General features: G+C 46.4%; 28 protein-coding genes and 1 pseudogene. 24 read left to right on the top strand and 5 right to left on the bottom strand.

What is annotated here, in order from left to right; genetic code table 11:
- Positions 1–24: 24 nt before the first annotated feature.
- The 11 genes and pseudogenes from SFSGTM_RS03310 (at position 25) to SFSGTM_RS03360 (ending at position 11,808) form a co-directional block, all read left to right on the top strand.
- Positions 25–816 (top strand): NAD(P)-dependent oxidoreductase, encoded by a 792-nt coding sequence (locus tag SFSGTM_RS03310; RefSeq protein WP_162083916.1) that lies wholly within the window; start codon positions 25–27, stop codon positions 814–816.
- The gene (locus SFSGTM_RS03315; protein WP_162083917.1) at positions 816–1,661 is read left to right on the top strand and encodes a sugar phosphate isomerase/epimerase family protein; all 846 of its coding nucleotides are present in this window, start codon (positions 816–818) and stop codon (positions 1,659–1,661) included. The genes SFSGTM_RS03310 and SFSGTM_RS03315 overlap by 1 nt, the downstream gene beginning before the upstream one ends.
- Positions 1,658–2,014, top strand: a complete 357-nt coding sequence (locus SFSGTM_RS03320; RefSeq protein WP_162083918.1) for an SMR family transporter — start codon at positions 1,658–1,660, stop codon at positions 2,012–2,014. Before SFSGTM_RS03315 ends, SFSGTM_RS03320 begins: the two co-directional genes overlap by 4 nt.
- Before the next feature lie 13 nt (positions 2,015–2,027).
- Positions 2,028–2,873, top strand: coding sequence for a glycosyltransferase family 2 protein (locus tag SFSGTM_RS03325; RefSeq protein WP_198420609.1), 846 nt, complete (start codon positions 2,028–2,030; stop codon positions 2,871–2,873).
- Positions 2,870–4,018, top strand: a complete 1,149-nt coding sequence (locus tag SFSGTM_RS03330) for a glycosyltransferase (protein ID WP_162083919.1) — start codon at positions 2,870–2,872, stop codon at positions 4,016–4,018. Before SFSGTM_RS03325 ends, SFSGTM_RS03330 begins: the two co-directional genes overlap by 4 nt.
- A gap of 822 nt (positions 4,019–4,840) precedes the next feature.
- Positions 4,841–6,021 (top strand): annotated as a pseudogene (locus SFSGTM_RS03335) (IS3 family transposase); the annotation flags it as partial.
- Between the two features lie 557 nt (positions 6,022–6,578).
- Positions 6,579–7,799, top strand: coding sequence for a glycosyltransferase family 4 protein (locus SFSGTM_RS03340; protein WP_162083920.1), 1,221 nt, complete (start codon positions 6,579–6,581; stop codon positions 7,797–7,799).
- Between the two features lie 10 nt (positions 7,800–7,809).
- The gene (locus SFSGTM_RS03345) at positions 7,810–8,664 is read left to right on the top strand and encodes a dTDP-4-dehydrorhamnose reductase family protein (RefSeq protein WP_162083921.1); all 855 of its coding nucleotides are present in this window, start codon (positions 7,810–7,812) and stop codon (positions 8,662–8,664) included.
- A 17-nt stretch (positions 8,665–8,681) separates the two neighbouring features.
- A complete protein-coding gene (locus SFSGTM_RS03350) occupies positions 8,682–9,692 on the top strand; it encodes a nucleoside-diphosphate sugar epimerase/dehydratase (protein WP_162083922.1) in 1,011 nt (336 codons plus the stop codon).
- The gene (wecB, locus tag SFSGTM_RS03355; protein ID WP_162083923.1) at positions 9,685–10,815 is read left to right on the top strand and encodes a non-hydrolyzing UDP-N-acetylglucosamine 2-epimerase; all 1,131 of its coding nucleotides are present in this window, start codon (positions 9,685–9,687) and stop codon (positions 10,813–10,815) included. The genes SFSGTM_RS03350 and wecB overlap by 8 nt, the downstream gene beginning before the upstream one ends.
- Before the next feature lie 27 nt (positions 10,816–10,842).
- On the top strand, positions 10,843–11,808 hold the full coding sequence (locus SFSGTM_RS03360) for a UDP-glucose 4-epimerase family protein (RefSeq protein WP_162083924.1): 966 nt from the start codon (positions 10,843–10,845) through the stop codon (positions 11,806–11,808).
- Between the two features lie 80 nt (positions 11,809–11,888).
- Here SFSGTM_RS03360 and SFSGTM_RS03365 read toward each other — a convergent pair whose 3' ends face one another.
- The 4 genes from SFSGTM_RS03365 to SFSGTM_RS03380 form a co-directional block, all read right to left on the bottom strand.
- Positions 11,889–12,869, bottom strand: coding sequence for an OmpA family protein (locus SFSGTM_RS03365; protein ID WP_232526033.1), 981 nt, complete (start codon positions 12,867–12,869; stop codon positions 11,889–11,891).
- A gap of 108 nt (positions 12,870–12,977) precedes the next feature.
- A complete protein-coding gene (gene mog / locus SFSGTM_RS03370; protein ID WP_162083925.1) occupies positions 12,978–13,529 on the bottom strand; it encodes a molybdopterin adenylyltransferase in 552 nt (183 codons plus the stop codon).
- Between the two features lie 6 nt (positions 13,530–13,535).
- A complete protein-coding gene (locus SFSGTM_RS03375; protein ID WP_162083926.1) occupies positions 13,536–14,912 on the bottom strand; it encodes a phosphomannomutase/phosphoglucomutase in 1,377 nt (458 codons plus the stop codon).
- 56 nt (positions 14,913–14,968) lie between these two features.
- Positions 14,969–15,931: a hydrolase gene (locus tag SFSGTM_RS03380; protein WP_162083927.1), complete on the bottom strand. Its 963-nt coding sequence runs from the start codon at positions 15,929–15,931 to the stop codon at positions 14,969–14,971.
- Positions 15,932–16,003: 72 nt separating this feature from the next.
- Between SFSGTM_RS03380 and ruvC the strand changes: the two genes are divergently transcribed.
- The 13 genes from ruvC (at position 16,004) to SFSGTM_RS03445 (ending at position 26,190) form a co-directional block, all read left to right on the top strand.
- Positions 16,004–16,531 (top strand): crossover junction endodeoxyribonuclease RuvC, encoded by a 528-nt coding sequence (gene ruvC / locus SFSGTM_RS03385; protein WP_174237390.1) that lies wholly within the window; start codon positions 16,004–16,006, stop codon positions 16,529–16,531.
- A gap of 149 nt (positions 16,532–16,680) precedes the next feature.
- Positions 16,681–17,262 (top strand): Holliday junction branch migration protein RuvA, encoded by a 582-nt coding sequence (gene ruvA, locus SFSGTM_RS03390; protein WP_162083928.1) that lies wholly within the window; start codon positions 16,681–16,683, stop codon positions 17,260–17,262.
- Entirely contained in the window at positions 17,259–18,287 is a 1,029-nt protein-coding gene (gene ruvB, locus SFSGTM_RS03395) for a Holliday junction branch migration DNA helicase RuvB (protein ID WP_162083929.1), read from the top strand. Before ruvA ends, ruvB begins: the two co-directional genes overlap by 4 nt.
- A gap of 1 nt (position 18,288) precedes the next feature.
- A complete protein-coding gene (gene ybgC, locus SFSGTM_RS03400; protein ID WP_198420610.1) occupies positions 18,289–18,681 on the top strand; it encodes a tol-pal system-associated acyl-CoA thioesterase in 393 nt (130 codons plus the stop codon).
- A 10-nt stretch (positions 18,682–18,691) separates the two neighbouring features.
- Positions 18,692–19,369 (top strand): protein TolQ, encoded by a 678-nt coding sequence (gene tolQ, locus SFSGTM_RS03405; protein WP_162086192.1) that lies wholly within the window; start codon positions 18,692–18,694, stop codon positions 19,367–19,369.
- Positions 19,366–19,788: a protein TolR gene (gene tolR, locus SFSGTM_RS03410; RefSeq protein ID WP_162083931.1), complete on the top strand. Its 423-nt coding sequence runs from the start codon at positions 19,366–19,368 to the stop codon at positions 19,786–19,788. Before tolQ ends, tolR begins: the two co-directional genes overlap by 4 nt.
- Positions 19,788–20,672, top strand: a complete 885-nt coding sequence (gene tolA / locus SFSGTM_RS03415; RefSeq protein WP_162083932.1) for a cell envelope integrity protein TolA — start codon at positions 19,788–19,790, stop codon at positions 20,670–20,672. Before tolR ends, tolA begins: the two co-directional genes overlap by 1 nt.
- Positions 20,672–21,940, top strand: coding sequence for a Tol-Pal system beta propeller repeat protein TolB (tolB, locus tag SFSGTM_RS03420; RefSeq protein ID WP_162083933.1), 1,269 nt, complete (start codon positions 20,672–20,674; stop codon positions 21,938–21,940). The genes tolA and tolB overlap by 1 nt, the downstream gene beginning before the upstream one ends.
- 60 nt (positions 21,941–22,000) lie before the next feature.
- Entirely contained in the window at positions 22,001–22,558 is a 558-nt protein-coding gene (gene pal / locus SFSGTM_RS03425) for a peptidoglycan-associated lipoprotein Pal (protein ID WP_162083934.1), read from the top strand.
- 3 nt (positions 22,559–22,561) lie between these two features.
- Positions 22,562–23,356 (top strand): tol-pal system protein YbgF, encoded by a 795-nt coding sequence (gene ybgF, locus SFSGTM_RS03430; RefSeq protein WP_162083935.1) that lies wholly within the window; start codon positions 22,562–22,564, stop codon positions 23,354–23,356.
- Entirely contained in the window at positions 23,356–24,000 is a 645-nt protein-coding gene (queE, locus tag SFSGTM_RS03435) for a 7-carboxy-7-deazaguanine synthase QueE (protein WP_162083936.1), read from the top strand. Before ybgF ends, queE begins: the two co-directional genes overlap by 1 nt.
- 104 nt (positions 24,001–24,104) lie before the next feature.
- Positions 24,105–24,776: a 7-cyano-7-deazaguanine synthase QueC gene (gene queC / locus SFSGTM_RS03440; RefSeq protein WP_162083937.1), complete on the top strand. Its 672-nt coding sequence runs from the start codon at positions 24,105–24,107 to the stop codon at positions 24,774–24,776.
- 139 nt (positions 24,777–24,915) lie between these two features.
- Complete coding sequence (locus tag SFSGTM_RS03445; protein WP_162083938.1) at positions 24,916–26,190, top strand: HD-GYP domain-containing protein; 1,275 nt, start codon at positions 24,916–24,918, stop codon at positions 26,188–26,190.
- 17 nt (positions 26,191–26,207) lie between these two features.
- Here SFSGTM_RS03445 and SFSGTM_RS03450 read toward each other — a convergent pair whose 3' ends face one another.
- Positions 26,208–26,939, bottom strand: coding sequence for a 3'-5' exonuclease (locus SFSGTM_RS03450; protein ID WP_162083939.1), 732 nt, complete (start codon positions 26,937–26,939; stop codon positions 26,208–26,210).
- Positions 26,940–26,989: the final 50 nt, after the last annotated feature.

Genomic DNA, 26,989 nt, shown 5'->3' on the forward strand with positions numbered 1-26,989 from the left:
TAGATAATGAATTGTGGGGTGTAGATGTCTGATGCGTTGATTGGTTATACGGGATTTGTTGGTTCAACATTGCTTAAACAACATTCGTTTGAGTGCAGGTTTCGATCTGTGAATATCAATGAGATTGATGGGAGTGAATTTGATATGGTTGTGTGTGCGGCCGCTCCTGCTCAAAAATGGATCGCTAACCGCGAACCTGACTTGGATCGTCAAAAAATTGAAGGGTTGATTGCACATCTTAAGTCAATAAAATGTAAAACTTTTGTGCTGATTAGCACGGTTGATGTTTTTAAAGCGCCTGTTGGTGTTAAAGAAGATACGCAAGTTGATGAGGTGGATTTACATCCTTATGGTTTGCATCGCCGGTTGCTGGAAAAATTCGTTGAAGGCCATTTCCCGAATCATTTGATAGTCAGACTGCCTGGTTTGGTTGGACCTGGTTTGCGTAAGAACGTGATTTTTGATTTTCAGAACAATAATAATCTTCATGCAATTGAAAGTCGTGGCGTGTTCCAGTTTTATCCGATGGTTAATCTCTGGTCGGATATTCAGACTTCACTCAAAGCCGGGTTGAAGCTTGTCCATCTTACGGCCGAGCCTATCAGTGTGGCTGAGTTGTCAGTGGCGGGCTTTGGTAAAATGTTCAATCAGAATTTTGCTAATTTGCCCGCTACATATGATATGCAGTCTAACTATGCAAATTTGTTTGGTGGTAATAGCGTTTATCAGTACAGTAAACGAGAAACTATTCAGGCAGTTCGGGCTTATGCACAATCAGAGCCAATATCAGTTACAACAATGGGCGGGCAGGCTTGATGAGGATTGCGATTTCAAATATTGCCTGGAACGTTTCCGAAGATGAACAGGTGGCTTCTCTGCTAAATAGCTATGGCATCGATGCGATTGATATTGCGCCGGGTAAGTATTTTTCGGATCCGAAAAATACTAGTCCAGTTGATATTGTGCGGGTACGAGACTGGTGGCGGAGTCGCGGAATTGAGATTGCAGGAATGCAAGCGCTGCTGTTTGGTACCACAGGGTTGAATATGTTCGGTTCTGTTGATTCTCAGACTGCAATGCTGGCGCATCTGGAAGTGGTATGTCGAATTGGTGCTGGATTGGGTGCTACGAAGTTGGTGTTTGGTTCGCCTAAAAACCGTGATTGTTCAGCGCTACCAGATGAAGATGCGCGTGATATTGCGATTGGTTTTTTCAGGCAGTTGGGAGATATTGCCAGTCGACATGGTGTGGTGATATGTCTTGAGCCAAATCCACCCTGTTATGGTGCTAACTTCATGACTAATAGCGCCGATACGGCGAGTATTGTGACAGCGGTGGCGCATCCTTCTGTTCGCATGCAACTAGATACCGGTGCCCTTACCATAAACGGCGAGGATGCAGGGCAGGTCATTAAGGATTATGCGACCTTGATTGGTCATATTCATGCTAGCGAATCAAACCTTGTTACACTAGGCGACGGGGGGGCTGATCACAGTACAGTAGGCTTGCAATTGAGTGAGCGGCTACCTGAACTTATTGTAACCATTGAGATGTTGCTTGCCAAAAACGAATCCAATCTTGATGCAATAGAGCGAGCACTCGGAATAGCTATTCGTTATTATCGAGGCTCCTTTGTTGCCATAACAGGGGCTGTGATATGAAATGGTTGATTTTGATTATGGGCATACTGTCTAATGCTTCTGCAAGTGTATTGGTTAAGTTGGCCATGATGCCACCTCGAAAATTTCCGAGTTTGAATGATCCAATGGGAGCCTTGAGTAATTGGCCTTTCTGGTTGGGATTGGTGCTCTATGGGGTTGCATTTTTGCTTTATGCTGCTGCATTGGCTCGTCTACCTCTGAATGTAGCGCATCCTGTGCTGACTGCTGGGGCGGTGGCAACCGTGGCTACATGTTCATATGTAATATTTCGAGAACCTTTTTACTGGACAACCATTGTGGGGATATTGCTGGTGATCAGTGGCGTAGTATTGATTACAGTGCGTGTAGGTTAAGTAGGGATAGGTGATGATGAATTCAGATTTATCCGTAATTGAGCGCGCAAATTGGCAAGTACCTGAATTTGATACGCCATTGTGGCTTGGACGACGTCATCAATTCTGTGTGGTGATACCTGTTATCAATGAAGGCTCCCGGATCAAAAATTTACTAGATCGCATGAAAATGCACAAAATTTCTGAGGTTGCTGACATTATTATTGTGGATGGTGGCAGTACTGATGGATCGCTTGATCTCGATGTCCTAAAAGACAAAGATGTTCGAGGGCTTTTAGTAAAGAGGGGGCGTGGCAAGCTTAGTGCGCAATTGCGCTGTGCCTATGCTTTTGCGCTGGATCAAGGATACGATGGTATTGTCACGATTGACGGCAATGACAAAGATGACCCTGCCTCTATTCCGCAATTCATTGCTACGCTCAAAAATGGATATGACTTTGTGCAAGCTTCTCGTTTTATACCCGGCGGGGTAGCCGAAAACACGCCTAAATCGAGAGATTTCGCTATTCGGTTTATTCATGCACCAATGTTAAGTTTGTTTTCCGGTTTTTCATGGACGGATACAACCCAAGGTTTTAGAGCCTATAGTAGCAAGATGCTGTTGGATGTCAGAGTGGCACCGTTTCGGGATGTTTTTATCAGTTATGAACTGCTTGCTTATCTTTCTTATCGGGTTCCCAGGCTCGGTTATCGATGTGTCGAGTTGCCAACGATAAGGCGATATCCTCTGACGGGTGATATCCCGACTAAAATTAATGGCATCAAAGGGAATTTATCAGTGTTGCAGGTGCTTTTTAGAGCATGTTTTGGCGCCTACAATTTACCGGCTGACCATGCTGGGAAAAGGTGTCTTCAATGAAAATTTTGAATGTAAGTAATACGCTTGACCCCATAACAGGTGGTGGGGAAGCGGAAAGATCCTTTCAGATGAGTAAGTTTTTAGTTCGGTTAGGAGCTGACTGTCATGTATTGACTGTCGATACGGGATTGAGCGTTGAGAGAAAAGGTTTTCTTGGTAAAGGGGGGGTGATTGCGCTGCCGTGTCTTTTAAGAAGATTTTATATACCCAAATTTTCTTTTCGAGTAATCAATGAGCTTGTGCATGAAGCGGATATTGTGCATTTAATGGGTCATTGGACTATTCTAAATGCGTTGGTATATCTCGCGATTCGTAAAAAAAATAAACCTTATGTGGTTTGTCCTGCAGGAGCTTTGCCAATATTTGGACGCTCAAAACTGATCAAGATGTTTTACAATTTTGTTGTTGGTAAACAAATCATACGAAATGCTTCTATGTGCATAGCAGTGACGCCAGATGAGGAGAGAGCTTTTAAAGCTTATGGTGTGAGGCGCGAGGAGATTCAGGTGATTCCAAATGGGATTGCGGCTTCTGATTTTATGGCAGAAGATAATAAAAAATTTCGGGAAAAGTATGAACTTGGCATGCGACCCTTTATACTTTTTATGGGACGGTTGAATCTAATTAAGGGGCCCGATTTATTATTAGAGGCTTTTTGCAATGTAATGGAAAAATTTCCTGAATTCGATCTGGTATTCGTTGGTCCAGATGGTGGGATGCTTGCAGAATTACAAGTTATTGCAAAGTCTGCTGGTGCTGCAGGTCGCGTGCATTTTGTGGGTTACTTGGGGGGTGTTGATAAGTCGCATGCTTATCATGCTGCCGCTTTTTTGGCGATCCCATCACGGCATGAGGCTATGTCTATCGTGGCGCTTGAAGCCGGCATCTGTGGAACCCCCGTGTTGTTGACTGACCAGTGTGGCTTTAACCAAATCGCCGATGTTGGCGGAGGGTGGGTTGTGCCAGCCACAGTGGAAGGGATAGGTAAGGGATTGAATGAGGTTTTACGTGATGCGAGTGGAGTTGAGCGTGCATCTGTGAAAATTAAAGAATATGTAGCGGAGAGTTTTTCATGGGAGGTTGTTGTTCTTGAGTACTGTCAATTGTATTCAACTATATTAAAAGTCATTGATCATGCAAATTAATACGATAGAAATATTTTTTTGATAATCGCATTATGTTTTTTTAATAAAACGACATAGAGCTGTCACTACATTTATTACTGATTTTTTTCTATAGTTCCCTGCATTTCGGTTTTGTGATCATCTTGATTTTATTGCTGTAAAATTCTGTGAATTTATGGATGATGAAACCTTGGAGAGCAATGAAAGTTGAGATTTATATCTTAATGGTAATAGCGGCTATATTTTTTGGATTTGTTTTTAATATTTAGGTATGGCGATTGGCTACAATTAAAAAGCGTTATTTCAATTGAAATAACGCTTTTTCTTATACTGATTAGATATGTTGTCTTAGTTGGTGGCATCTGTATGAACAAGACGAATTTTATTTATTCGTGGGGTGTTGGTGGCTTGTTATATTGTTTGTTACTGATTGTGTTGCACTTTGATGAGGTCTTTACCCATAAATCACGGGTAGGCGCCCTTTTAGGGATTCTGGTGAAATCATTTACCTAGCCAATGCGCTTTTATTTATTCTGAATTTATTCTGAATTTATTGGATTTTTGAGTGTTAGTAGTCTACCTTGCGTATGCATATGATTTATATTTTTTTAAAAAAACGTGAAATTATGATGTTGGGGATGACTTTTGGATCAATCGTTATATATTCCTCTGGGCCTCGTAGTGAGGACTATCTTTTGCTGGTGGTGTTCTATCTTGTTATTGAATGGTCGGTTACGATGGATGGTTTTAACATGGTTTCCATTTGCACTATTTACAGTATCTGCAGGAACAAAATTTGCGGAAGGTGTAAAGTGGACCCCGATTTCTGGACAATGAATTAAGATGGTAACCTGCTGTAAAAAGGAGCGGGTTGTGAGTGAAACAAATCGTAAGCATTTTTCGGGTGAGTTTAAAGCCAAGGTTGCAGTGGAAGCGATTCGTGGTGTCAAGACGGTTAACGAAATAGGTCAGGAATTTGGCGTGCATCCGACCCAGGTTGGATTGTGGAAGAAAGAGTTGCAAGAACAAGCTGCTGGCTTGTTTAATGCCAAACGCGGCCCGAAGCCAGTGGATCTCTCTGCTAGTCCAGAGCGACTGTATTCCGAGATTGGCAGACTCAAAATGGAATTGGACTGGCTTAAAAAAAAGTCCGGGATCAACCCATAGCACTGCGCAAGCAGTGGATTAGCCAATGCACATCTTTAGCACTCAGTCAGCAGTGTGCATTGGCGGGTGTGGCGCGATCCAGCGTTTATGCGCCCAGATTGATCAAAGCCACTGACGAACAAGAATTGGCATTGCTGACGTTGATAGACACAGAATACACACGGCATCCATTTTATGGCAGCCGCAAGATTAGGCATTACCTGAGTAGCATAGGACACCACATCAATCGCAAACGAGTGCAACGATTAATGCGCACACTGGGGTTAGCTGGCATGGCGCCAGGACCGAACACCAGTCGTGCGCACCCGCAGCATAAGATTTATCCTTACCTGCTCAGAGGTGTCGCAGTGACCCGTCCCAATCAGGTGTGGAGTACGGATATCACTTACCTGCGCCTGCCACGAGGATTCGTGTATTTGGTGGCAGTGATAGATTGGTACTCGCGCAAAGTGCTGGCATGGCGATTATCGAATACGATGGACAGTGGCTTCTGTGTGGACTGTCTGGAACAGGCACTACAGTCGCACGGCATACCTGAGTTATTTAACACTGATCAGGGCAGTCAGTTCACCAGTGACGCGTTTACGGGTGCACTCAAGGAAAACGGCATTACGATTAGCATGGATGGTCGCGGACGGGCATTGGATAACATCTTTGTGGAACGGCTCTGGCGTAGCGTCAAGCACGAAGACGTATATTTGAAAGGCTATGCTACATTACCAGCACTGCTGCTAGGATTGACGGAATACTTTGTGTTTTATAACGCTGAACGTATCCATCAGTCACTGGGTTATAAAACACCAGACGAGGTTTATCGAACAGCCAGTGGCGGTGGTGCCAGCATCGTGGACAAGTTCACTACGTCAGGAAAAGCGTTGTTAGAAAAAGATCGAAAACCAGAAACAAAACCGGGGCAGCGCCGTGCAGCTGCATATGAAAGGTTACCCTCTTAAACTCGACGTATTATTGTCTTGACGGAGGGGTCCACTTTAGTGCTTTAGTTAATAGTTATTCAGGATGGCATTCAATTACTTTGCTAGGAGACAGATTTGTAGCTGCACCTATTACTCGGTTAAATTTTTGTTGCATCTTGCTGCAGGGTTCCGGTTGATATTAAGACGGCTATTGAGGGGCGTGATGCTGGATGGATGGTTTATAGTATGATGTTGGGTGGTTTGATAGTTCTTATTTTGGCGACTGTCATAATAATTTCGTGGGGTTTATGCGCGGATGCTGCGTGCCAAAATCGATCTAATGTATATGTGCTTGGTATGTTGTTATATTGTCTGTTAACAGGGGGTCGTCATGAGATCTCGGGTTTTTCCCGTTTGGTTGTTTACCAGTCTTGTTACCATTTTATGTTTAACATATTGGCGGCAGTTGGCTTTATCTCTTTTGCGCATAAGGAGCTGAATTGCGTGTTCTCATTGTAAGCCAATATTTCTGGCCGGAAAGCTTTCGCATCAACGAGGTTGCCAAAACATTACTGGAAAAGGGTGTTGAGGTCGAGGTGCTGACCGGCAAGCCGAATTACCCGCAAGGGGCGATATTTTCGGGGTATCGTGCGTGGGGATGTCAGCGAGAAACCTACAAAGATATTAACATTAACCGTATTCCGTTGTTGGCGAGAGGGGGGAGAGGGGGGTGGCGCTTGGCGTTGAACTACCTGTCCTTTGTTGTGTCTGGATTGATGTTCGCCCCTTGGATGTTGCGCAAGAAAAAATTTGATGTGGTCTTTGTCTACGCCCCTTCGCCGATACTGCAAGCTATTCCGGCGATTTTCCTTGGATGGCTGAAGGGGTGTCCGGTGGTGTTGTGGGTGCAAGATTTATGGCCGGAAAGTCTATCGGCGACGGGCTATGTGCGAAACCATGCGGTGCTCAAGATGGTCGAGTGGGTGGTGCGCTTTATCTACCAACATACTGATCTGCTCCTAGTACAGTCAAGAGCCTTCGAAGAGCCTGTTCGTATCTTGGCATCGAAAATACCCATAGCGTATTATCCCAATTCTGTGGATGAGGCTTTTTGCGTACCAACTGTTGTCGCTGTGCCCGACATCCCGGGATTGAGTAAGGGATTCTCGGTGATGTTTGCCGGTAATATTGGTGTAGCTCAAGCGGTAGATGTAATTGTTGAAGCGGCTACTTTATTAAAGGATCATACGGATATTGGTTTTGTCGTATTAGGGCAAGGGAGTCGTTGGGAATGGATGCGTCAGGAGGTAGAAACGCGGGGTTTGACTAACCTTGATCTTCCTGGGCGATTCCCAGTGGAGATGATGCCTGGTTTAATGCAGAAAGCATCAGCATTATTAGTGACATTAACCGACCAACCCATTTTTGCAGTAACAGTGCCGAATAAAGTGCAGGCATATATGGCGAGCGGTAAACCAATTCTTGCCTGTTTGAATGGTGAAGGCGCGCGAGTGGTAATTGAATCTGAAGCAGGTTTAACAGTGCCGGCAGAGGATGCGAAAGGCTTGGCAGTAGCCATATTGCGGTTGTATGAAATGAACCCCGTGGAGCGGGAGAAGCTAGGCTCGAATGGGCGGCATTACTATAAAACGCATTTCAATCATGACCAATTGGTCGATCAATTAATTGAACATTTTCAATTGGTGTCTCAGTCTATTTAAGAGGTGTGTAATGAGGGTATTAGTGTTGGGCGCCAGTGGCATGATTGGTAATGCCATGATCCGTGTGTTTAGTGAAAAGGAAAGTTGGGAAGTTTTTGGAACCGTTCGATCGGGTGAAGTGAAGCGATTTTTCATCCCCACGATTGCCGAGCGGCTGGTGACGGGGATAGATGTTGAAAATCACGATACACTGGTTAAAATTTTCGCCCAGTTACGTCCAGATGTGGTTATTAATTGTGCTGGTTTGACGAAACATTTGCCGGGCGCGGAAGATCATTTGGTGGCCATCCCCATTAATACGTTAATGCCCCACCGGTTGGCAGGGTTATGCGATCTCGTCGGTGCACGTTTGATCCATATCAGCACGGATTGTGTTTTTTCCGGCAAAAGGGGGGAGTATACAGAAGATGACCCTGCGGATGCAGTCGATGTGTATGGTAAATCAAAATTTCTGGGTGAAGTTAATTACCCGCATGCGATCACTCTACGTACATCAACCATCGGACATGAGTTGCAAAGCACACATGGCTTGCTCGACTGGTTTTTGTCACAGCATGAACAATGTAAAGGCTTTACTCGTGCGATTTTTTCTGGATTACCTACCGTTGTTTTTGCACAAGTTATTCGAGATATAGTGATACCTCGGACCGATCTGTTCGGACTGTACCATGTTGCTGGTAAACCTATCGCAAAATATGATTTGTTGAGGTTGATTGCTGAAGCTTATGGTAAATCTATCGAGATCGTGCAAGATGATCAGTTTACGATTGATCGTTCGTTGATTGCCGATCGTTTTCATGCAGCCACAGGTTATATCGCCCCCGATTGGCCTGAGCTGATAAAATCAATGCATTCCTATCAATAGTTTGGAATTACGAAATTATGTTTAAAAATAAAGTATTAATGATTACTGGGGGCACTGGCTCTTTTGGTAATACTGTTCTCAACCGTTTTTTGTCAACAGATGTATGTGAGATTCGTATTTTCAGTCGTGATGAGAAGAAACAGGAAGAGATGCGTATTGCGCTGAATAATGACAAGCTTAGGTTTTATATTGGCGATGTTCGAGACTACGAGAGTGTTTATCAAGCAATGAAGGGTGTGGATTATGTGTTCCATGCAGCCGCTTTGAAGCAGGTTCCATCATGTGAGTTCTACCCAATGGAAGCGGTACGAACAAATGTCATGGGCACTGAAAATGTGATGAATGCGGCTACTGCCAATTGTGTTAAACGTGTGGTGGTGCTTAGCACGGACAAAGCGGTATATCCCATTAATGCGATGGGTATATCTAAAGCGATGGCAGAAAAACTCATGGTGGCCAAATCTCGTATGCAGCGTGAAGGTGAGACAGTGTTCTGTGCAACGCGTTACGGCAATGTAATGGCTTCACGCGGTTCGGTCATTCCCTTATTCGTCGCGCAAATTAAAGAAGGTAAGCCACTTACGGTAACGGATCCCAATATGACTCGCTTTTTGATGTCACTTGAGGATTCCGTTGACTTGGTGCTGTATGCCTACGAGCATGGTCAGCAGGGTGACATTTTTGTACAAAAGGCACCCGCTTCGACTGTGGCAGATTTGGCACAAGCACTGACTGAATTATTTGGCGGTAAAGAAGATGCTAGGATAATTGGCACACGCCATGGCGAAAAATTGTATGAATCACTCATATCTAGAGAAGAGATGGCGCACGCTCAAGATATGGGTAACTATTATCGTATCCCAGCGGATAATCGCGATCTTAATTATGCTCAGTATTTTAGTGAGGGTGAGGAAAAGATTTCTCACTCTGAAGATTATACTTCGCACAATACTGAGCAATTAAATGTGGAACAGGTTAAAGAATTGTTGCTGAAACTGGATTATATTAAGGAAGAATTGAATGCTTAAGGTGATGACTATCGTGGGTACCCGCCCCGAGTTGATTAAGATGAGCCGTGTTATTACTGAGTTTGATCAGCACACGACACATATTCTGGTGCATACGGGGCAGAATTACGATTATGAGCTAAATCAGCTATTTTTTGAAAATCTGGGTATTCGTAAACCGGATTACTTTTTGGAAGCTGTCGGCGAAAATGCAGCTCAGACTATTGCACGCGTGATTGAAAAGTCCGATGAGGTGATGGCAAAAGAAAACCCTGATGCAGTTTTGTTGTACGGCGATACTAATTCATGTCTAGCGGTGATTTCGGCGAAACGACGCAAGATACCGGTATTCCATATGGAAGCTGGCAACCGCTGTTTTGATCAGCGTGTGCCGGAAGAGTTGAATCGTAAGGTGCTTGATCACCTGAGCGATATTAATCTGGTGTTAACCGAACATGCCCGTCGCTACTTGATCGCTGAGGGTATTCGTCCCGAGACTATCATCAAGACAGGTTCTCACATGCGCGAAGTGCTGGATTACTACATGCCCCAGATTGAGCAGTCCGAAGTATTGAAGCAAGTTGGCTTGGAAAAGAACAAATTCTTTATCGTCAGTGCTCATCGTGAAGAAAATGTGGATACGCCTGAGAACCTTCTGGATCTGGTTGAGACATTGAATGCTTTGGCTGAAACGTATAACTTTCCCGTCATTGTTTCCACTCATCCTCGCACCAGAAAACGTTTGGATGCATTGGAGCTAGGCGAACTTAATTCGCTGATTCAGTTTGCTAAACCATTCGGATTTTTTGATTATATCAAGCTGCAAATAGAAGCATATTGCGTTGTGTCGGATAGTGGGACTATTACCGAGGAAGCATCACTGCTAAATTTACCTGCGATCACCATACGCAATGCGCATGAGCGACCAGAAGGTATGGATGTGGGAACTTTGATTATGACTGGACTGAAAAAGGAGCGCGTGCTCGATGCGGTCAAGGTGATCATCTCGCAGCAAGATGAGAATAAGCGTGTAATGCATGCGGTAGAGGATTATGAAGCGGGGCCTGTGTCCAAACAGTTATTAAGAGTCGTGCTGAGTTATGTGGATTATATTAATCGTACAGTTTGGTCTAAATCAAGTTAATGAGTGCTGCGTGGTGATTGCTAGGTTATGACCTCTTTTCTTGTCACTGGGGCAAACGGGTTTGTTGGTAAAGCCCTATGTAAGGAACTTGTACATCGTAAAGTGCCAGTTCGAGGATCTGTACGTGAGCTACTAAGTTCTGTAGAGCGGCCAATTTTCGATCTTGTTGCGGTAGGTGATGTTGGTGCGGATACAGCTTGGACCGAAGCATTGCATGGAGTAGATGTAGTCATTCATCTCGCTGCACGTGTCCACGTCATGCGTGAAAATGCTGCAGATCCTTTGGCCGCATTTCGTGAAGTTAATGTGGCTGGAACAGAATGCCTTGCCCGTGCTGCCGCAAGCGGCGGGGTGCGGCGTATGGTGTACGTTAGTTCAATTAAGGTAAATGGCGAGCAGACTAGTGCGATTCCATTTGCTGAGACTGAGGCGCCCGCACCGCAAGATCCTTACGGTATATCGAAATATGAGGCTGAGTTGGCGTTGCATAATGTCGCGAAAGAAACTGGTTTGGAGGTAGTCATCGTGAGGCCCCCTTTGGTTTATGGTCCTGGTGTCGGTGGGAATTTTTTGAGGCTATTGAAATTGGTGTCTAAAGGCGTGCCGTTGCCGCTGGCGTCCATTCAGAATCAGCGCAGTATGGTTTATCTGGATAATTTTGTTGATGTTTTAATAATGTGCGCGACGCATCAGGCTGCTGCGGGTAAGACCTATTTGGTGAGTGATGGGGACGATATCTCGACACCATTACTGATATATAGTATTGCAAATCTAATGGGTAAGCATAGCCGGTTATGGCCATTGCCATCTACTCTATTGAAATTGGCGGGTGTCATGACGGGTAGATTACATGAAGTAGAGCGGCTGATTGGTTCGTTGCAAGTTGATAGTTCAAAAATTTGCAATGAGCTTGAGTGGGTGCCGCCATATACGGTGCAACAGGGTTTGTGTGAAACGGTGAATTGGTATGTTAATTTGTCTGTGCCAAAGTAAAAATTTTTAATTCAAGATTGATCAGTCAACAAAAAAGCCGCAGTATCTGCGGCTTTTTTGTTGTTCATTACAACGGCTAATTACTTAGCGTGTTCATCCAACTCAACACGGCGGTTTTCAGCACGACCTGCTTTGGTTTTATTGCTTGCAATTGGGTTAGCTTCGCCCATGCCCTTAGCGGTCATACGATCAGCGGCAATACCTTTAGCTTCCAGGTATTTTTTAACTGTCATAGCACGTTTTTCAGATAGTTTTTGGTTGTAAGCAGATGAGCCAACGCTGTCGGTGTAGCCAACGATGTCTATCATGATTTCTGGGTGCTCGTTCAATACAACAGCATTTGCATCCAGTTTTTCTTTACCTGCTGGACGTAATGTCGCTTTATCGAAATCGAAGTGTGTACCTTCCAGTTTGATGATAGTGTGCTCAACCGGAGCTGGTGCAGCAACTGGTGCTGGCGCCGGAGCTGGTTCAGCAACTGGCATAGGTGCAGCAACTGGTGCTGGTGCAACTGGTGCTGCGCCCAATGGGATTACCAAGCCAGCACTTACAATCCAGTCGCCTGGGTTGATGCTAGGATTGGAACCTACATTGTCAGTGTAGCGATAACGCACGTCTGAACGGAAACCTACGCCGCTGAACATTTTCATGAAACCAATACCAGCATTAGCTGCGAAGTTGGTTTCGTTCAAACCAGTAGCGCGGCTGCTTAAGCCACCAATGCCAGCCACTAAATATGGAGCGAAATCTGGATTGCGGTTGAAGAAGTACAATGCATCTACACTCAAACCTGTGTTGTCCAGTGATCCAGAACCACCCGAACCAACTTTAGCGCTATGTGATGCAAAGTTAGCGTTCAATTCTAGATTGAAACTTTCTGAAACTGGCTTACCAACAGCAACAGCAAAACCAATCGCATCATCAACACCCCAATCTTTGTCTGCAACTGTGTAATTAACACTAGGTGCAATGTAAGCACGTGTATCCATTTCGGTAGCGACGGCTGAGCCAGCCATCAAAGCACAAGAAACTGCAACTAAATTACGTAATGTAAGGGACATATGGTTCTCCATTCTAAAAGCATTGTTCAATAAAAGATTGAAACTAGCTTAATTGTACACAAAAATAGTTAGGTAAATTTATATGAATTGTTAAAAAGTGTAACTAAGCTAGGTGCTTGTTGCTTTTATGCTACTTTTTGGGCGAAAGGCTGTAATGACTTCTGTTCTGGTTTCGAGATAGGCGCCACCGATGAGGTCTATACAGTATGGAATCGCAGCAAATATTCCATCTAATGTTTCGGCAATCGCTTTGGGCTGGCCCGGCAAATTGATGATTAAACTGCTGCCCCGCACTACGCCAACCTGACGCGAGAGGATGGCGGTGGGGACGTACTTTAAACTGACAGCGCGCATGGATTCACCAAATCCAGGTAATACTTTATCTGCTACTGCAAGAGTTGCTTCTGGCGTGACATCGCGTGGTGCTGGGCCTGTGCCGCCGGTGGTGAGGATAAGGTCGCAGTGTTGCTCGTCAGCTAACTCGCGCAGTGTGGCTTCAATGACCGCTTGCTCATCGGGAATTAAACGCGCGTTGAATTCACAAGGGTTGAGTAGTGCATTTTGCAGCCAGGTTTGTAATGCGGGTAAGCCTTTATCTTCGTATACGCCTGTGGATGCGCGATCGGAGATCGATACAATGCCTATTTTTGCGATGTCCATATGGCCTCAGAATGGAAGCGCTAAATCAGGGGCCGCGGCGTGGAATACGCTGCGGAACTCATCCTGGATACGGTCTAAACCAGCCTGAGTTTCAGCCTCAAAGCGCAGCACGATGACTGGTGTGGTATTGGACGGGCGCGCCAGGCCAAAGCCATCGGCATATTCCACACGCAAACCATCGAGTTTGATAATGTCTTGTGATTGGGGGAATACGGCACTGTTTTGTAGCTTTTCCATGAGTTTGTAATGTTCACCTTCAGCTAAAGTAATGTTTAATTCAGGCGTATTTACAGTGTTAGGCAAGCCGTGCAGTGTGGCATCAATGTCAGGCTGCTTGCTTAAATATTCCAGCAAGCGAGCTCCCGCGTATAAGCCATCGTCAAAGCCGTACCAGCGTTCTTTAAAGAATACATGGCCGGACATTTCCCCTGCCAGCAATGCACCTGTTTCTTTCATTTTAGTTTTGATGAAGCTGTGACCTGTTTTCCATAATAATGGGCGGCCACCACGAGCGCGTATCCAGTCAAATAAGTTACGCGTAGATTTCACGTCAAAAATGATTTCTGCACCCGGATTGCGTGAGAGCACGTCATCGGCAAATAACATGAGCTGGCGGTCTGGGAAAATGATTGTGCCGTCTTTAGTGACTACGCCAAGTCTGTCACCGTCACCGTCAAACGCCAGACCTATTTCAGCATTGCTGGTCTTCAGGCGCGCGATCAAATCGACCAGGTTTTTAGGTTGTGATGGATCAGGATGGTGATTAGGGAAGTTGCCATCCACTTCACAGAACATTTCTTCCACTTCGCAACCTAAGCGGCGATAAAGTTCAGGGCCAAATGCCCCTGGCACGCCATTGCCTGCATCGACAATAATCCGCATAGGGCGGGCGAGTTTGATGTCGCCGACGATGCGATCCAGATATTCAGGGGCAATATCATGAGCACTGTAATTGCCAGCGCCATGGGTGAGATTGTTATCGACTATGCGCTGCCGCAGTGCCTGTATGGTATCGCCTGATAAGGTTTCACCGTCGATGACCATTTTCAGGCCATTGTAGTCAGGCGGGTTGTGTGAGCCCGTGACCATGACAGCGGAGTTGGTGTTGAGCTGATAGGCCGCAAAATAGGTCATGGGTGTGGCGACCATACCTAAATCTATCACGTCTATGCCAGATTTCTGTATGCCGCGCGCAAGTGCGGCGGCGAGTTCTTCGCCAGATAAACGGCCATCACGTCCGATGCAAATGGCAGTTTGGTTACGCGCGGCAGCTTCAGAGCCTATAGCGTGACCAATGGCTTCAACGATTTCAGGGGTGAGCGATTTACCAACGATGCCGCGTATGTCGTAGGCTTTAAAGATTTCTGTAGGCAAGTTTTGCATGGCGAAGTCCTAGGATAGGTGAGAGATGTAATTGGCTTTATATCATTGTAATAGAGTTATGTGACGTTTTTGAAATATTCGAGCACTGTGTTTGGCAGCCAATTGGCGTGTCCGGGAAATTTGCCGCTATGGAAACCGACGTGCCCACCGTGTTCGGGATAGCATAATTTAACGTGAGTGGAGACTTCGTGCTGTTGGGGTAGATATTGAGCTGGCAAAAACGGGTCGTTTTTAGCGTTGATAATCAGCGTAGGAATGCGGATATTGATTAATCCTGATTTGCTGGCAGCGCGTGACCAATAATCATCAGCATCTTTATAACCGTGTATGGGCGCAGTGACGACATCATCAAATTCGCGCAACGTGGTAGCAGCACGGACACGCTGTGCGTCATAACTATTAGGGAAACGTTTGAGTTTATCGAGCGCGGTGCGTTTGAGCGTGATGAGAAAGTGTCGCGTATACAGCCATTTATTGAGCCCCCTATCTAATGTATTGCCTGCTGCCGTTAAGTCGATAGGTGCGGAAATTGCGGCAGCGGCTTTTAATAATGGTGCATCGGTGCTGGACTGTTCGCCCAACCATTTCAGCAAGGCATTGCCACCAAGCGATACACCGACTGCATATAATTGCGGATAGTCCGGATGCAGGCGGTTGAGTACATAATTGATTTCTGCGCTATCACCTGCAAAATAAGCGCGTGCAAGTCGGTTAGGCTCGCCTGAACAACCACGAAAATGTACGACCACACCGCGCCAGCCGAGTTGCTGAATTTTTGCCATCAATGCCAGCGCATAGTAGCCGCGTGAGTTACCTTCCAGTCCGTGAAATAACACGACCAAAGGTGCGTCTGAGTTGCCATCTACCCAATCCAGATCAAGAAAGTCACCATCTGGTAACTCCCAGCGTTCACGACGATATTTTATGTGGGGTTTATGTGCGAAAAAATAGGGGAACAGGGTTTGTAAGTGACCATTAGGTAACCAGGCAGGACGATGATACGGTGTAATGTTAGGCATGATAGCGGTGATGGACTGAATAGGCGATAATGTAGCGATGAGTGTAATTTACTACAACATTGGGCAAACATCGTGACTATTCGTATATTAGGTATAGATCCGGGATTGCGTGTCACAGGATTTGGCGTCATCGATAAAATCGGCAATCGCCTTGTGTATGTAAGTAGTGGTTGTATTAAAAGCGGCGAGGGCGAATTGCCGCAACGCCTGAGTGTGATTTTAGAAGGACTGGGTGAAGTGATTGGCCTGCATCAGCCAAATCAGGCGGCGGTGGAAAAAGTGTTTGTGAATGTGAATCCGCAATCGACTTTGCTCCTAGGGCAAGCACGCGGTGCAGCGATATGTGCGGCAGTACTGCAGAAGCTGCCGGTGGCTGAATATACTGCGTTGCAGGTTAAACAAGCCGTGGTTGGTAATGGACATGCGGCAAAAGAACAAGTGCAGGAAATGGTTAAGCGACTGTTAAATCTGCCCGGCGTACCGAGCAGTGACGCGGCAGATGCATTGGCTTGTGCGATTTGCCATGCGCATGGTGGACAGGGTTTGGGTGCGCTGGCAACGGCGGGGTATAGAGTTAAGAATGGGCGATTGGTCGGGTGACGGAGATGTCTATAAATAGAAATCTCGTCGCAATACGGCGTTGCTCATGAAAAATGATTCCTTATATATTAGTTATATACTGCGTCATCATTTTTCATTCGCGCCTTGTCTTGCTTAGATATTTCAATTTATAGAGGTCCCCTAAATATATGATAGGCAGAATCACAGGCACGTTAATCGAAAAGCATCCGCCACAGATAGTAGTCGATGTTGCTGGCGTTGGCTACGAGCTGGATGTACCCATGAGCACGTTGTACCACTTGCCAGCCATTGGTGAGCGCGTGGCATTGCATACGCACATGGTGGTGCGTGAGGATGCGCAGTTGCTTTATGGTTTCGGTAGTGAAGCCGAGCGGGCGAGTTTCCGACAGCTGATTAAAATTACAGGGGTAGGGCCGAAAATGGCGTTAGCGGTATTGTCGGGCTTGAGCGCAGCAGATTTGGCGCAAGCAGTGGTGATGCAGGATGTGACGTTGTTGACCAAAATACCCGGCGTGGGCAAGAAAACTGCCGAACGTCTGTTGCTGGAATTGAAAGGCAAAATTGCTGATGCTTTGCCTGGTGGGGGTGCTGCGCCGCAGCAGGTTGCGTCAGTCAATAGCGATGTGCTTAATGCTTTGCTGGCACTGGGCTACAACGAGCGTGAGGCGAGCACTGCTGTACGTCAGATTGCCGTCAGCACAAGTGTGGAAGATGGCATCCGCTTGGCGTTGAAGTGGTTGTCTAAATGATAGAAGTTGATCGTTTAATCGCCCCCGCCCCGCAAAGTGCAGCGGAAGAACAAATTGAACGTGCGCTTCGTCCTAAGCAATTAGCAGAATATGTTGGACAGGAAAAAGCACGGGGTCAGTTGTCGATATTTATTGAAGCGGCGCGTAAGCGCAAAGAATCGTTAGATCACGTGCTGTTATTCGGTCCGCCTGGCTTGGGTAAAACCACGCTGGCGCATATTGTGGCGCGGGAAATGGGCGTGAATTTGCGCCAGACCTCAGGCCCTGTTTTGGAACGGGCAGGTGATTTGGCGGCGTTACTGACCAATCTTGAGCCTAATGATGTGTTGTTTATCGACGAAATTCATCGCCTGAGTCCTGTGGTTGAAGAGATACTTTATCCTGCACTGGAAGATTTTCAGCTCGATATCATGATAGGCGAAGGCCCCGCTGCGCGTTCGGTAAAACTCGACTTGCCGCCGTTTACCTTGGTGGGGGCGACGACGCGGGCGGGGATGTTGACTAATCCGCTGCGCGACCGTTTCGGTATTGTGGCGCGGCTGGAGTTTTATACCGCAGAAGAGCTTACCCGTATCGTCACCCGTTCAGCGCATTTGCTGGAAATGGAAATCGTACCCGAAGGTGCATTTGAAGTGGCGCGGCGTTCGCGTGGCACGCCGCGTATCGCAAATCGTTTATTGCGCCGTGTGCGTGATTACGCTGAAGTGCGTGCGGATGGGCGAGTTACCGCACAAGTGGCGGATGAGGCATTGCAAATGCTGGATGTGGATCATGCTGGGTTGGATGTAATGGACAGAAAGTTGCTGAGCGCGGTGCTGGAAAAATTTGATGGCGGTCCGGTTGGTCTGGATAACCTCGCTGCGGCGATAGGTGAGTCACGTGACACCATAGAAGATGTGCTGGAACCATATTTAATCCAGCAGGGTTATTTGCAACGCACGCCGCGTGGACGTATGGCGACGCTGATGGCATATAAGCATTTTGGACTGGGTGCGCCAGCGAAAAAAGACATGTGGGATGCGTGAAATGAACTTTGATTGGCCAGTGCGCGTCTATTATGAGGATACTGATGCAGCGGGTGTGGTTTATTACGCAAATTATCTGAAATTTATGGAGCGTGCGCGTACTGAGTGGTTGCGGGCATTGGGCGTGGAGCAGACCGACTTACTGGGTGAGCATGAGGTTGTTTTTGTGGTGCATCATGTCACGGCCAAATATCATCAGCCAGCACGATTTAATGATGCGTTATTGGTAGAAACACGTATTCAGCAATTGACGCCAGTGCGGATTAAATTCGCGCAACGAGTGATGCGCGATGGAGTGCAGTTGGTCAGCAGTGAAATAGCGGTGGTATGTGTCAACGCAATGACATTTAAGCCAGTTAAAATACCGCAACATATTATTGATTTATTGGAATAAAAAAGTGGATATAGGCGTTAATCAGGATTTATCTATGCTGGCATTGTTAGCCAGTGCGAGTTTAACCGTGAAATTAGTGATGGGTTTGTTGCTCGTTGCTTCGTTCATGTCATGGTGGTACATCTTTCTTAAGCTGTTCGCGATTAAGCGTGCGACCAAACTGGCGCAGGAATTTGAGCAGACTTTCTGGAATGGCGCAGATTTGCAGCAGCTGTTCCATCAGTTCAGCCCTGAACGTAGTGGAGAACTTGAGCGGATATTCGAAGCGGGTTTCCGTGAATTCATGAAGCTGAAAAAGCAGTCAAATATGGATGCTGCCACGATGACGGAAAGTGCGCGGCGTGCCATGCGGGCGGCTTATCAGCGCGAGATGGATAGTCTGGAATCACATCTGTCGTTTCTTGCTACGGTGGGTTCGGTCAGTCCATATGTGGGCTTATTTGGTACGGTGTGGGGAATTATGAACGCGTTCCGCGGCTTGGCGAACGTTGCGCAGGCAACTCTGGCACATGTTGCCCCTGGTATTGCCGAGGCGCTAATTGCCACCGCAATGGGTTTGTTTGCAGCCATCCCGGCGGTGGTTGCCTATAACCGATATACCTATGACATAGATCGATTGGCAAATCGTTATGAGAGCTTCATAGAGGAGTTTTCTAATATTCTGCAACGACAAGCGAACCAAAGATGAGTCAGCGTCGCCCTCGTAAACAAATGAATAACATTAACGTCGTGCCTTATATCGACGTGATGCTGGTGTTGCTGGTGATCTTCATGGTAACCGCACCTATGGTTAACCCTGGGCAGGTAGACTTGCCTAGTGTCGCGAAAACACAAACGGTTGCGTTACAGCCGCTGCAAATCACGATACATGCCAACGGTGAGCTGCGTGTACATGATCAGGCACAGGCGAATAGTGATGAGCAGACGGTAGATAATACTGAATTGGTGAATGTGATACGCCAAAAGCAGGCTGATCATCCTGATCAGGCAGTGGTGATCGCGGCAGATAAAAATGTGCGCTACGAAGACGTGATGAAAATCATGAGCTTAATGCAGCAAAATCAGGTTAAACGCGTCGGTTTGTTGGCGGCGATGGGCGATAAGTGATGCTCGTAACGATGCGTGAAGCACCGGGGCGTGTCCCTGCAGCAGTACTGGCAGTGCTAGTGCATGCGGTGTTTTTTGCATTGTTGGTGTATAGCCTGGACTGGAAGACGCATGCGCCTGAGCCGGTGATGGTGGAGTTGTGGCAACCACCGCCACCTGTTGTATCGAGTCAAGCACGGCCACGTCCAACCCCGCATGTTGAGAAAATCAGTAAACCTGAACCGGTGCAGCCTGACCCCGATATTGCGATAGCCGAGAAAAAACGCAAACTGGCAGAGCAGGCAGCACGTGAAGCGGAATTGGTTGCCCAGCAAGCCGCGAAAAAAGCTGCGCAGAAACTGGCCGAACAAAAACAAGCTGAGTTAGTGCAGCAACAGCAAGCTGAACAGAAAGCTATTGCGCAGAAACAAATGGAATTGGCTAAGTTAGCTGAACATCAAGCCAAGCTGGATGCGCAAAAACAATTAGCGCAAAAGCAGGCTGCATTGCGGCAAATGATTGCGCAGCAGACTCAAAGTGAGTTAAAAAATGAATCTGCAAGAGCGTTAACTGGACAAAAGCAGGCAGCAATTGCAAGCAAGCAGGCGGCAGAGATGTCCAAAATGCAAGATGAATATGTCGCGAAAATCAGAGCCAAAATTCGCGGTAAGACTATTTTGCCTGATAGCTTGCAGGGCAATCCACAGGCCAGATTTGCCGTTTCGGTATTACCGACGGGTGAGGTGTTGCAAGTGAAATTGCTGCATGGTAGTGGACAAAGCGCTTATGATGATGCGGTTGAACGGGCTATTTTGAAAGCATCGCCTTTGCCTATGCCACCGGATGCCAGTTTGATGAGTCAATTTAGAGATTTAGACCTGAATTTTTCGAGGAATGAAAAATAATGCAATTAATTAAGCGAGTCGTCAGCCTGATGCTGTTATGTTTGCCGCTAGTTTCACATGCGGCTATGACTATAGAAATTATTGGTGGTGCGGCGAGTAAGATTCCCGTGGCGATTTCCCCTTTTGCTGGGGCAGGAACTGCATATCAGACCATCACCGATGTGGTTTCCGCAGATTTAGCGCGTACGGGCGAGTTGAATTTAATTAATGTGGCAGATGTGACGCCGCCGATTACTGATCCGGGTGATCCTCGCTTTGGGCTCGCACAACAACGTGGTGCGGATGCAATAGTGCTGGGGCAAGTGAATGTCTTGCCAAATGCCCAAATTGAAGTGAAGTTCAGGTTGATGGATGCGGTAAAAAAAACGCAGCTGGCAGGGTATAGCTACACCACTGATATCAAGCAACTGCGAGTCATAGGGCACAAAATTGCAGATGTGGTGTATGAGAAGCTGATAGGCGTGCCTGGGATATTTTCTACGCATATTGCGTATGTGTTGAAACAAGGTAAGCGTTACGAATTGCAGGTGGCTGATGCAGATGGGCAAAACGCACAGACGGTACTGAAATCCACGGAGCCGTTGATTTCACCTGCCTGGTCACCTGATGGCAGTAAAATTGCGTATGTCTCGTTTGAAGCCAAAAAGCCAGTGATTTATGTGCAGTCCATGACCAATGGTGCTCGACATATATTGGCTAACTTCAAGGGCAGTAATAGTGCGCCAGCCTGGTCACCGGATGGCAGTAAGCTGGCGCTGGTGTTGACACGGGATAATAATGGTTCGCAGCTTTATGTGATGAATGCGGATGGTAGTGGCTTGCAGCGACTGACTTTTGGTGGTGGGATCGATACTGAACCGACATGGAGCCCTGATGGTCGGACTCTATTATTCACCTCGGATCGTGGTGGTAGTCCACAAATTTATCAAATGCCAGCTTCAGGTGGGGCAGCAAAGCGGGTGACGTTTGAGGGGAACTATAATGTTTCACCTAGCTGGAGTCCCGATGCTAAGCGGGTTGCTTTTGTACAGCGTAGTGAGGGTCGATTCCGTATTGCGGTGCAGGATTTGGCGACAGGTCAAGTACAAGTGCTGACAGACACGAATCTGGATGAGTCGCCTAGCTTTGCGGCGAATGGTAAGATGATCGTGTATGCCACAGAAATTAATGGCCATGGCGTGCTCGCAGCAGTTTCCTCAGATGGTAGAACGCAAGTGCGTTTGTCGGATCGTGCGGGTGACATGCGCGAGCCAAGTTGGGGTCGTTAGAGGCTATATTAGCCGTTGTTTTGTTTGATATTTTTGTGCAATTTTTAAGGAGTGATTTATATGAAAAAAACCGCTTTAAGTTTAATTCTGGTTGCCTTGTTGGCAGGTTGTTCAACTACAGCTACCCAGCCAGCACCTGTCGTTGATAATTCAGCACAAGATGCTGCTGCTCGTGCTGCTGCTGCAAAAGCTGCGGCGGATAAAGCTGCTGCTGAAGCTGCTGCTTTAGAACAAGCACGTTTGGCTAGCCAAATGAATCCATTGACAGACCCTAATAACATTTTGTCTAAACGTAATGTTTATTTCGATTTTGATAAATATGCGGTTAAGTCTGAATACACACCGATGATAGAAGCGCACGCAGCGTATTTAGTTAGCCACAAAGATGTAAAAGTTACTGTGCAAGGCAATACCGATGATCGCGGTAGCCGTGAATACAACTTGGCATTAGGTCAGCGTCGTGCAGATGCAGTGCGTAAGGCGATGAACCTGCTTAACGTGCCAGAAGCTCAAATGGAAGCAGTTAGTTTTGGTGAAGAAAAACCTAAGGCAGCTGGTGAAGATGAAGCTGCTTGGGCGCAAAACCGCCGCGCTGATATCGTTTATCAAGGCGAATAAAGCGTGCTGAATAAGTCTGTTTCCCGTTTTCTATGGTTGTGTTTGGCGGTGACATCGACGGCGTATGCTGCCGATGATGATACTGCCAAACGTCTGGCTGATATGCAGCAACAGCTTAATGCAGTTACCGCGCGATTGACTGTATTGGAGCAGCAGCCACAGGCGAGTTCGCTGTTAACCTTGCAATCACAAATTGATGCGTTGAAATCAGTGGTGGAAGGCTTGCGCGGACAGTCTGAGGTGCATGCACATGACATAGAAACTACACAAAAACGGCAAACTGACTTATATCAGGATTTGGATACCCGCTTACGTGACATGGCACGTACTGATGCGGCCGCTACGGCCGCAGCCAGTACGCCAACTACCACGTCTGGCGCAGCAACAAAAACTGATGCGAAGTCTGATACTAAAGTTGATAACGGCGCTGAAGAACATAGCTATCAAGCTGCTCTGACGTTATTTAAACAAGGTGATTACGCAGGTGCATCAACTGGATTCAAACAATTTCTAAAAACTTATCCTAAAAGTAACATGGCTGCCAGTGCACAATACTGGATAGGCAATGCTTACTTTTCTACCAAAGATTTCAAAAATGCGCTCAGCGCTCAACAGAAATTGGTCAGCACCTACCCTAACAGCCCAAAAGTGCCGGATGCCTTGTTAAATATATCGAGTGCGCAAATCGAACTGGGTGATATGGATGGGGCGCGCAAGACCTTGGAAACGATAGTTAGCAAATATTCGGCTACATCAGCGGCAGGATTGGCTAAAAAACGTCTGGCATTGTTCAAATAATGCTATCTGCAACTTTACGCATTACCGAGATTTTCTATTCTGTTCAGGGCGAAACCAGTCGCGTTGGATTGCCTACTGTATTTATCCGTTTAACGGGCTGTCCATTACGTTGCGGATATTGTGATACCGCTTATGCATTTCATGGTGGCGAAACGATGTCGCTGGAAACGATAATGGCGCGTGTTGCTGAGTTTCATCCCCACTATGTGACGGTAACCGGCGGTGAGCCACTCGCGCAAAAACATGCCCACACCTTGCTCAATGCATTGTGTGATGCAGGCTATGATGTCTCGCTGGAAACCAGTGGTGCTTTGGATGTCAGCGCAGTGGATAAGCGCGTATCGCGTATCGTCGATATTAAAACGCCAGGCTCGGGCGAAGTCAGCAAAAATCGATGGGAAAATATCGAGCATCTCACTAAACATGACGAAATCAAATTTGTTATTACTGATGAGGCTGATTATGTATGGGCAAAACAGATGTTGGTAGAGCATCAATTAAATAAAAATTGTCCTGTTTTATTTTCTCCTATACACGGTAGTGATGCACGTGATTTGGCGGAATGGATATTACGTGACCGTTTGCCAGTTCGCATGCAATTGCAATTACATAAAATTTTGTGGGCAGAATCTGCAGGGCGTTAGTCTGAGATGCTAAAATTGGCCAGTTGATGCAGCTTATCTTGCATCTTGGCTAATTTTTAGACTGTTTCTGCAATCGCAGGATTACGTCTTTTTGAGGTTCTGTTGTGACTAAACACGCTATCGTTTTACTTTCCGGTGGGCTGGATTCCGCCACCGTTCTTGCCATCGCTCAGCGCGAAGGATACATCTGTCATGCTTTAAGTTTTGATTACGGGCAACGTCATTATGCTGAACTCGCTGCTGCTGCGCGAGTTGCACAAGCACAAGGCGCAGCCGAACATCGTGTATTCAAAATGGATCTGACCATGTTTGGTGGTTCTTCACTCACCGATAATAATATCGCAGTTCCTGAAATGCCCAGTGAAGGTATCCCCTCTACCTATGTGCCTGCGCGTAATACCATCATGCTGTCGATCGCTTTGGCATGGGCTGAAGTGTTAAATAGTAAAGCCATTTTTATTGGTGTGAATGCTGTGGATTACTCTGGCTATCCTGATTGTCGCCCAGATTATATTGCTGCATTTGAACGTATGGCGAATCTGGCTACGAGAGCTGGTGTAGAGGGGCAGGATTTGCATATTCATGCGCCATTAATGCGCTTATCCAAAGCTGAAATCATACAATTAGGCACGCAATTGGGTGTGGATTACGCTTCCACAGTTTCCTGTTATCAGGCTGATGAACAAGGACGAGCTTGCGGTGTTTGTGATTCTTGTCGCTTGCGTCAGCAGGGGTTTGAGCAGGCTGGGATTGCGGATGCAACCCGATATCGCTAGTCATATGTGAATCGGATTTGGAAATAAATGATAAACTGAACACGTTGTTTTTCTGTGCTGAGTTCTAAGGTTCTCGTAATATCATGAGGACTATATGCGTAAATATATGAATTTTCCTGATGTTGATCCAAGTTAAAAAATGTTAACGCCATCCGAAGCGCAATATGTAACGCCTGAACAATTGTGTATCGGGCTTTATATCCACCTTGATTTAGGCTGGATGGATCATCCATTTACCTTTAGCAGCTTCAAAATTAAAAATCAGCAGCAAATTAATACGATACGTAAGCTCAAGTTGAAGCGGGTGCGCTATGACCAGGCATTGAGTGATGTGGAGCCAATGCTGATTGAAAATAGTCCGCCTCCACCGGTGATAGTGGAAGAGCTGGATGCGGAGGAGGAAGCAATTCTGGCTGGTAAAAAAGCCAGAATTGATCAGTTAAAAACCATACAAAACGATATTGCCCGTGTTGAGCAAGCATTTGTCAGATCTGTTGATGCAGTCAGAAGCATTACCCGCAATGTATATTCCAGACCTGCAGAAGCTTATGCAGACACTAACGCGCTGATTAATCAAATGTTAAAGAGTCTGGTGGAAAATGGTGATGTGCTTATACATGCGATGGGTAATCAGCTGGGTGAAGATCTTTATTTCCATTCATTGAACGTAACTGTGTTGAGTCTGATGCTGGCTAAATCATTAGACTTCAGTAATGCAGATATGCAAGATCTTGGTATGGCTGCAATGTTACATGATATTGGTAAGAACGATATCCCGCATAAAATATTGGCTAAAACCGACCCGCTTACCAAGGCGGAGCAAACGATAGTTGAGCAACATAGTGAAATCGGGGTGGCTGTCGCAAAAAAAATGGGCTTATCAAATGCAGCTTTGCTTGCTATTTTGCAGCACCATGAATATGTTGACGGAAGTGGTTATCCTCGGCATCTTACGGGGGATAAAATGTCCCCTATTTCACGTGTACTATCAATAGTGAATACTTACGATAATTTATGTAATCCAGGCCATGGTTTAGCCGGACTAACACCGGCAGAAGCATTGTCACGTATGTTTGCCAAGCGGCGTGCGCAATTTGATGATGAGATGCTTAAATCTTTTATCAAGGGGCTGGGTGTGTATCCACCAGGTAGTATAGTGCGACTGTCTAATGATTTTGTGGGGCTGGTGCTGTGTGTGAATGCGACCAACCCGATGAAACCCGATGTGTTGATTTATGATGCTGATACACCAAAAAATGAAGCGGTAATACTGCATCTTGCTGATGAAGCTGATATCAAAATAACCAAAAGCTTGCGTGTTGCTGAGTTATCACCTGAAGCCCATGCTTACCTCAATCCACGTAAGCATGTAACGTATAGCCTGGACTCAAAAGAAAAGCCCAGACCACGTTAGTCCGTAGCATTTGAGTTTCAAAACCGATCCAGTATTGTCAGATTAAAATCACAACTGGTTTGTAAGGCGGCGAGCTGATCTTCACGCACGCGTTTAACCCAGCATTTTTCATAGACTTTGCCACCATCCTGTTGCCAGCGGAATCCTTTTTCCTTTGCCATCTCACGTTCTTCGTAACCAACATTGGCTTGAACTATGAGCCACTTGCGCTGGCTGTTGGCGACGACTTCCGCTATGTCGTAGCGGGCGAGTATGGTGAGCATGGTGAGGACGTCGGTGACGGCACGGTGGGCAAAAGGATTGACTATGCCGTGATATCCCGCCAGATAAATCAGACTGCGGCTTCTGCAAGGGCGTGGGTAATCTACGTCGTACTGAGTATCCAACCAAGGTGTGGCGGGCATTTTAAGACCAAACTGGGTAAATGCAGCTTCCAGCAAGGGACGGTCAAAATCACGACCATTATGCGCCACGATGTAATCAGCTTTGTTCATCAACTTGGTGATGGGTTGTAAGGTGCGTATGTCCGCAGGATGGCCGTGTTGAGCTAATAGTTCGTCGCTGATTCCTGTGTATTCAACCGATTCGGGTGAGACAGGCTGGCCGGGTTTGATGAGTAGCGATAAAAAATCTACCGGCTGTGCAAATTCGGTATCCCATAACACCAGGCCGACTTCGGTAATGAAGTTGGTGTCCATGGGTGCGTTAAATGCGCCACCCGTTTCAAGATCTAGTCCTAGTAATAGCATGATGATATAGCTGGAATAATAATGCTTGGAGTTTAGCGTATTTTTGCGGC

This window comes from Sulfuriferula nivalis (assembly GCF_009937995.1).
GTDB lineage: Bacteria > Pseudomonadota > Gammaproteobacteria > Burkholderiales > Sulfuriferulaceae > Sulfuriferula > Sulfuriferula nivalis.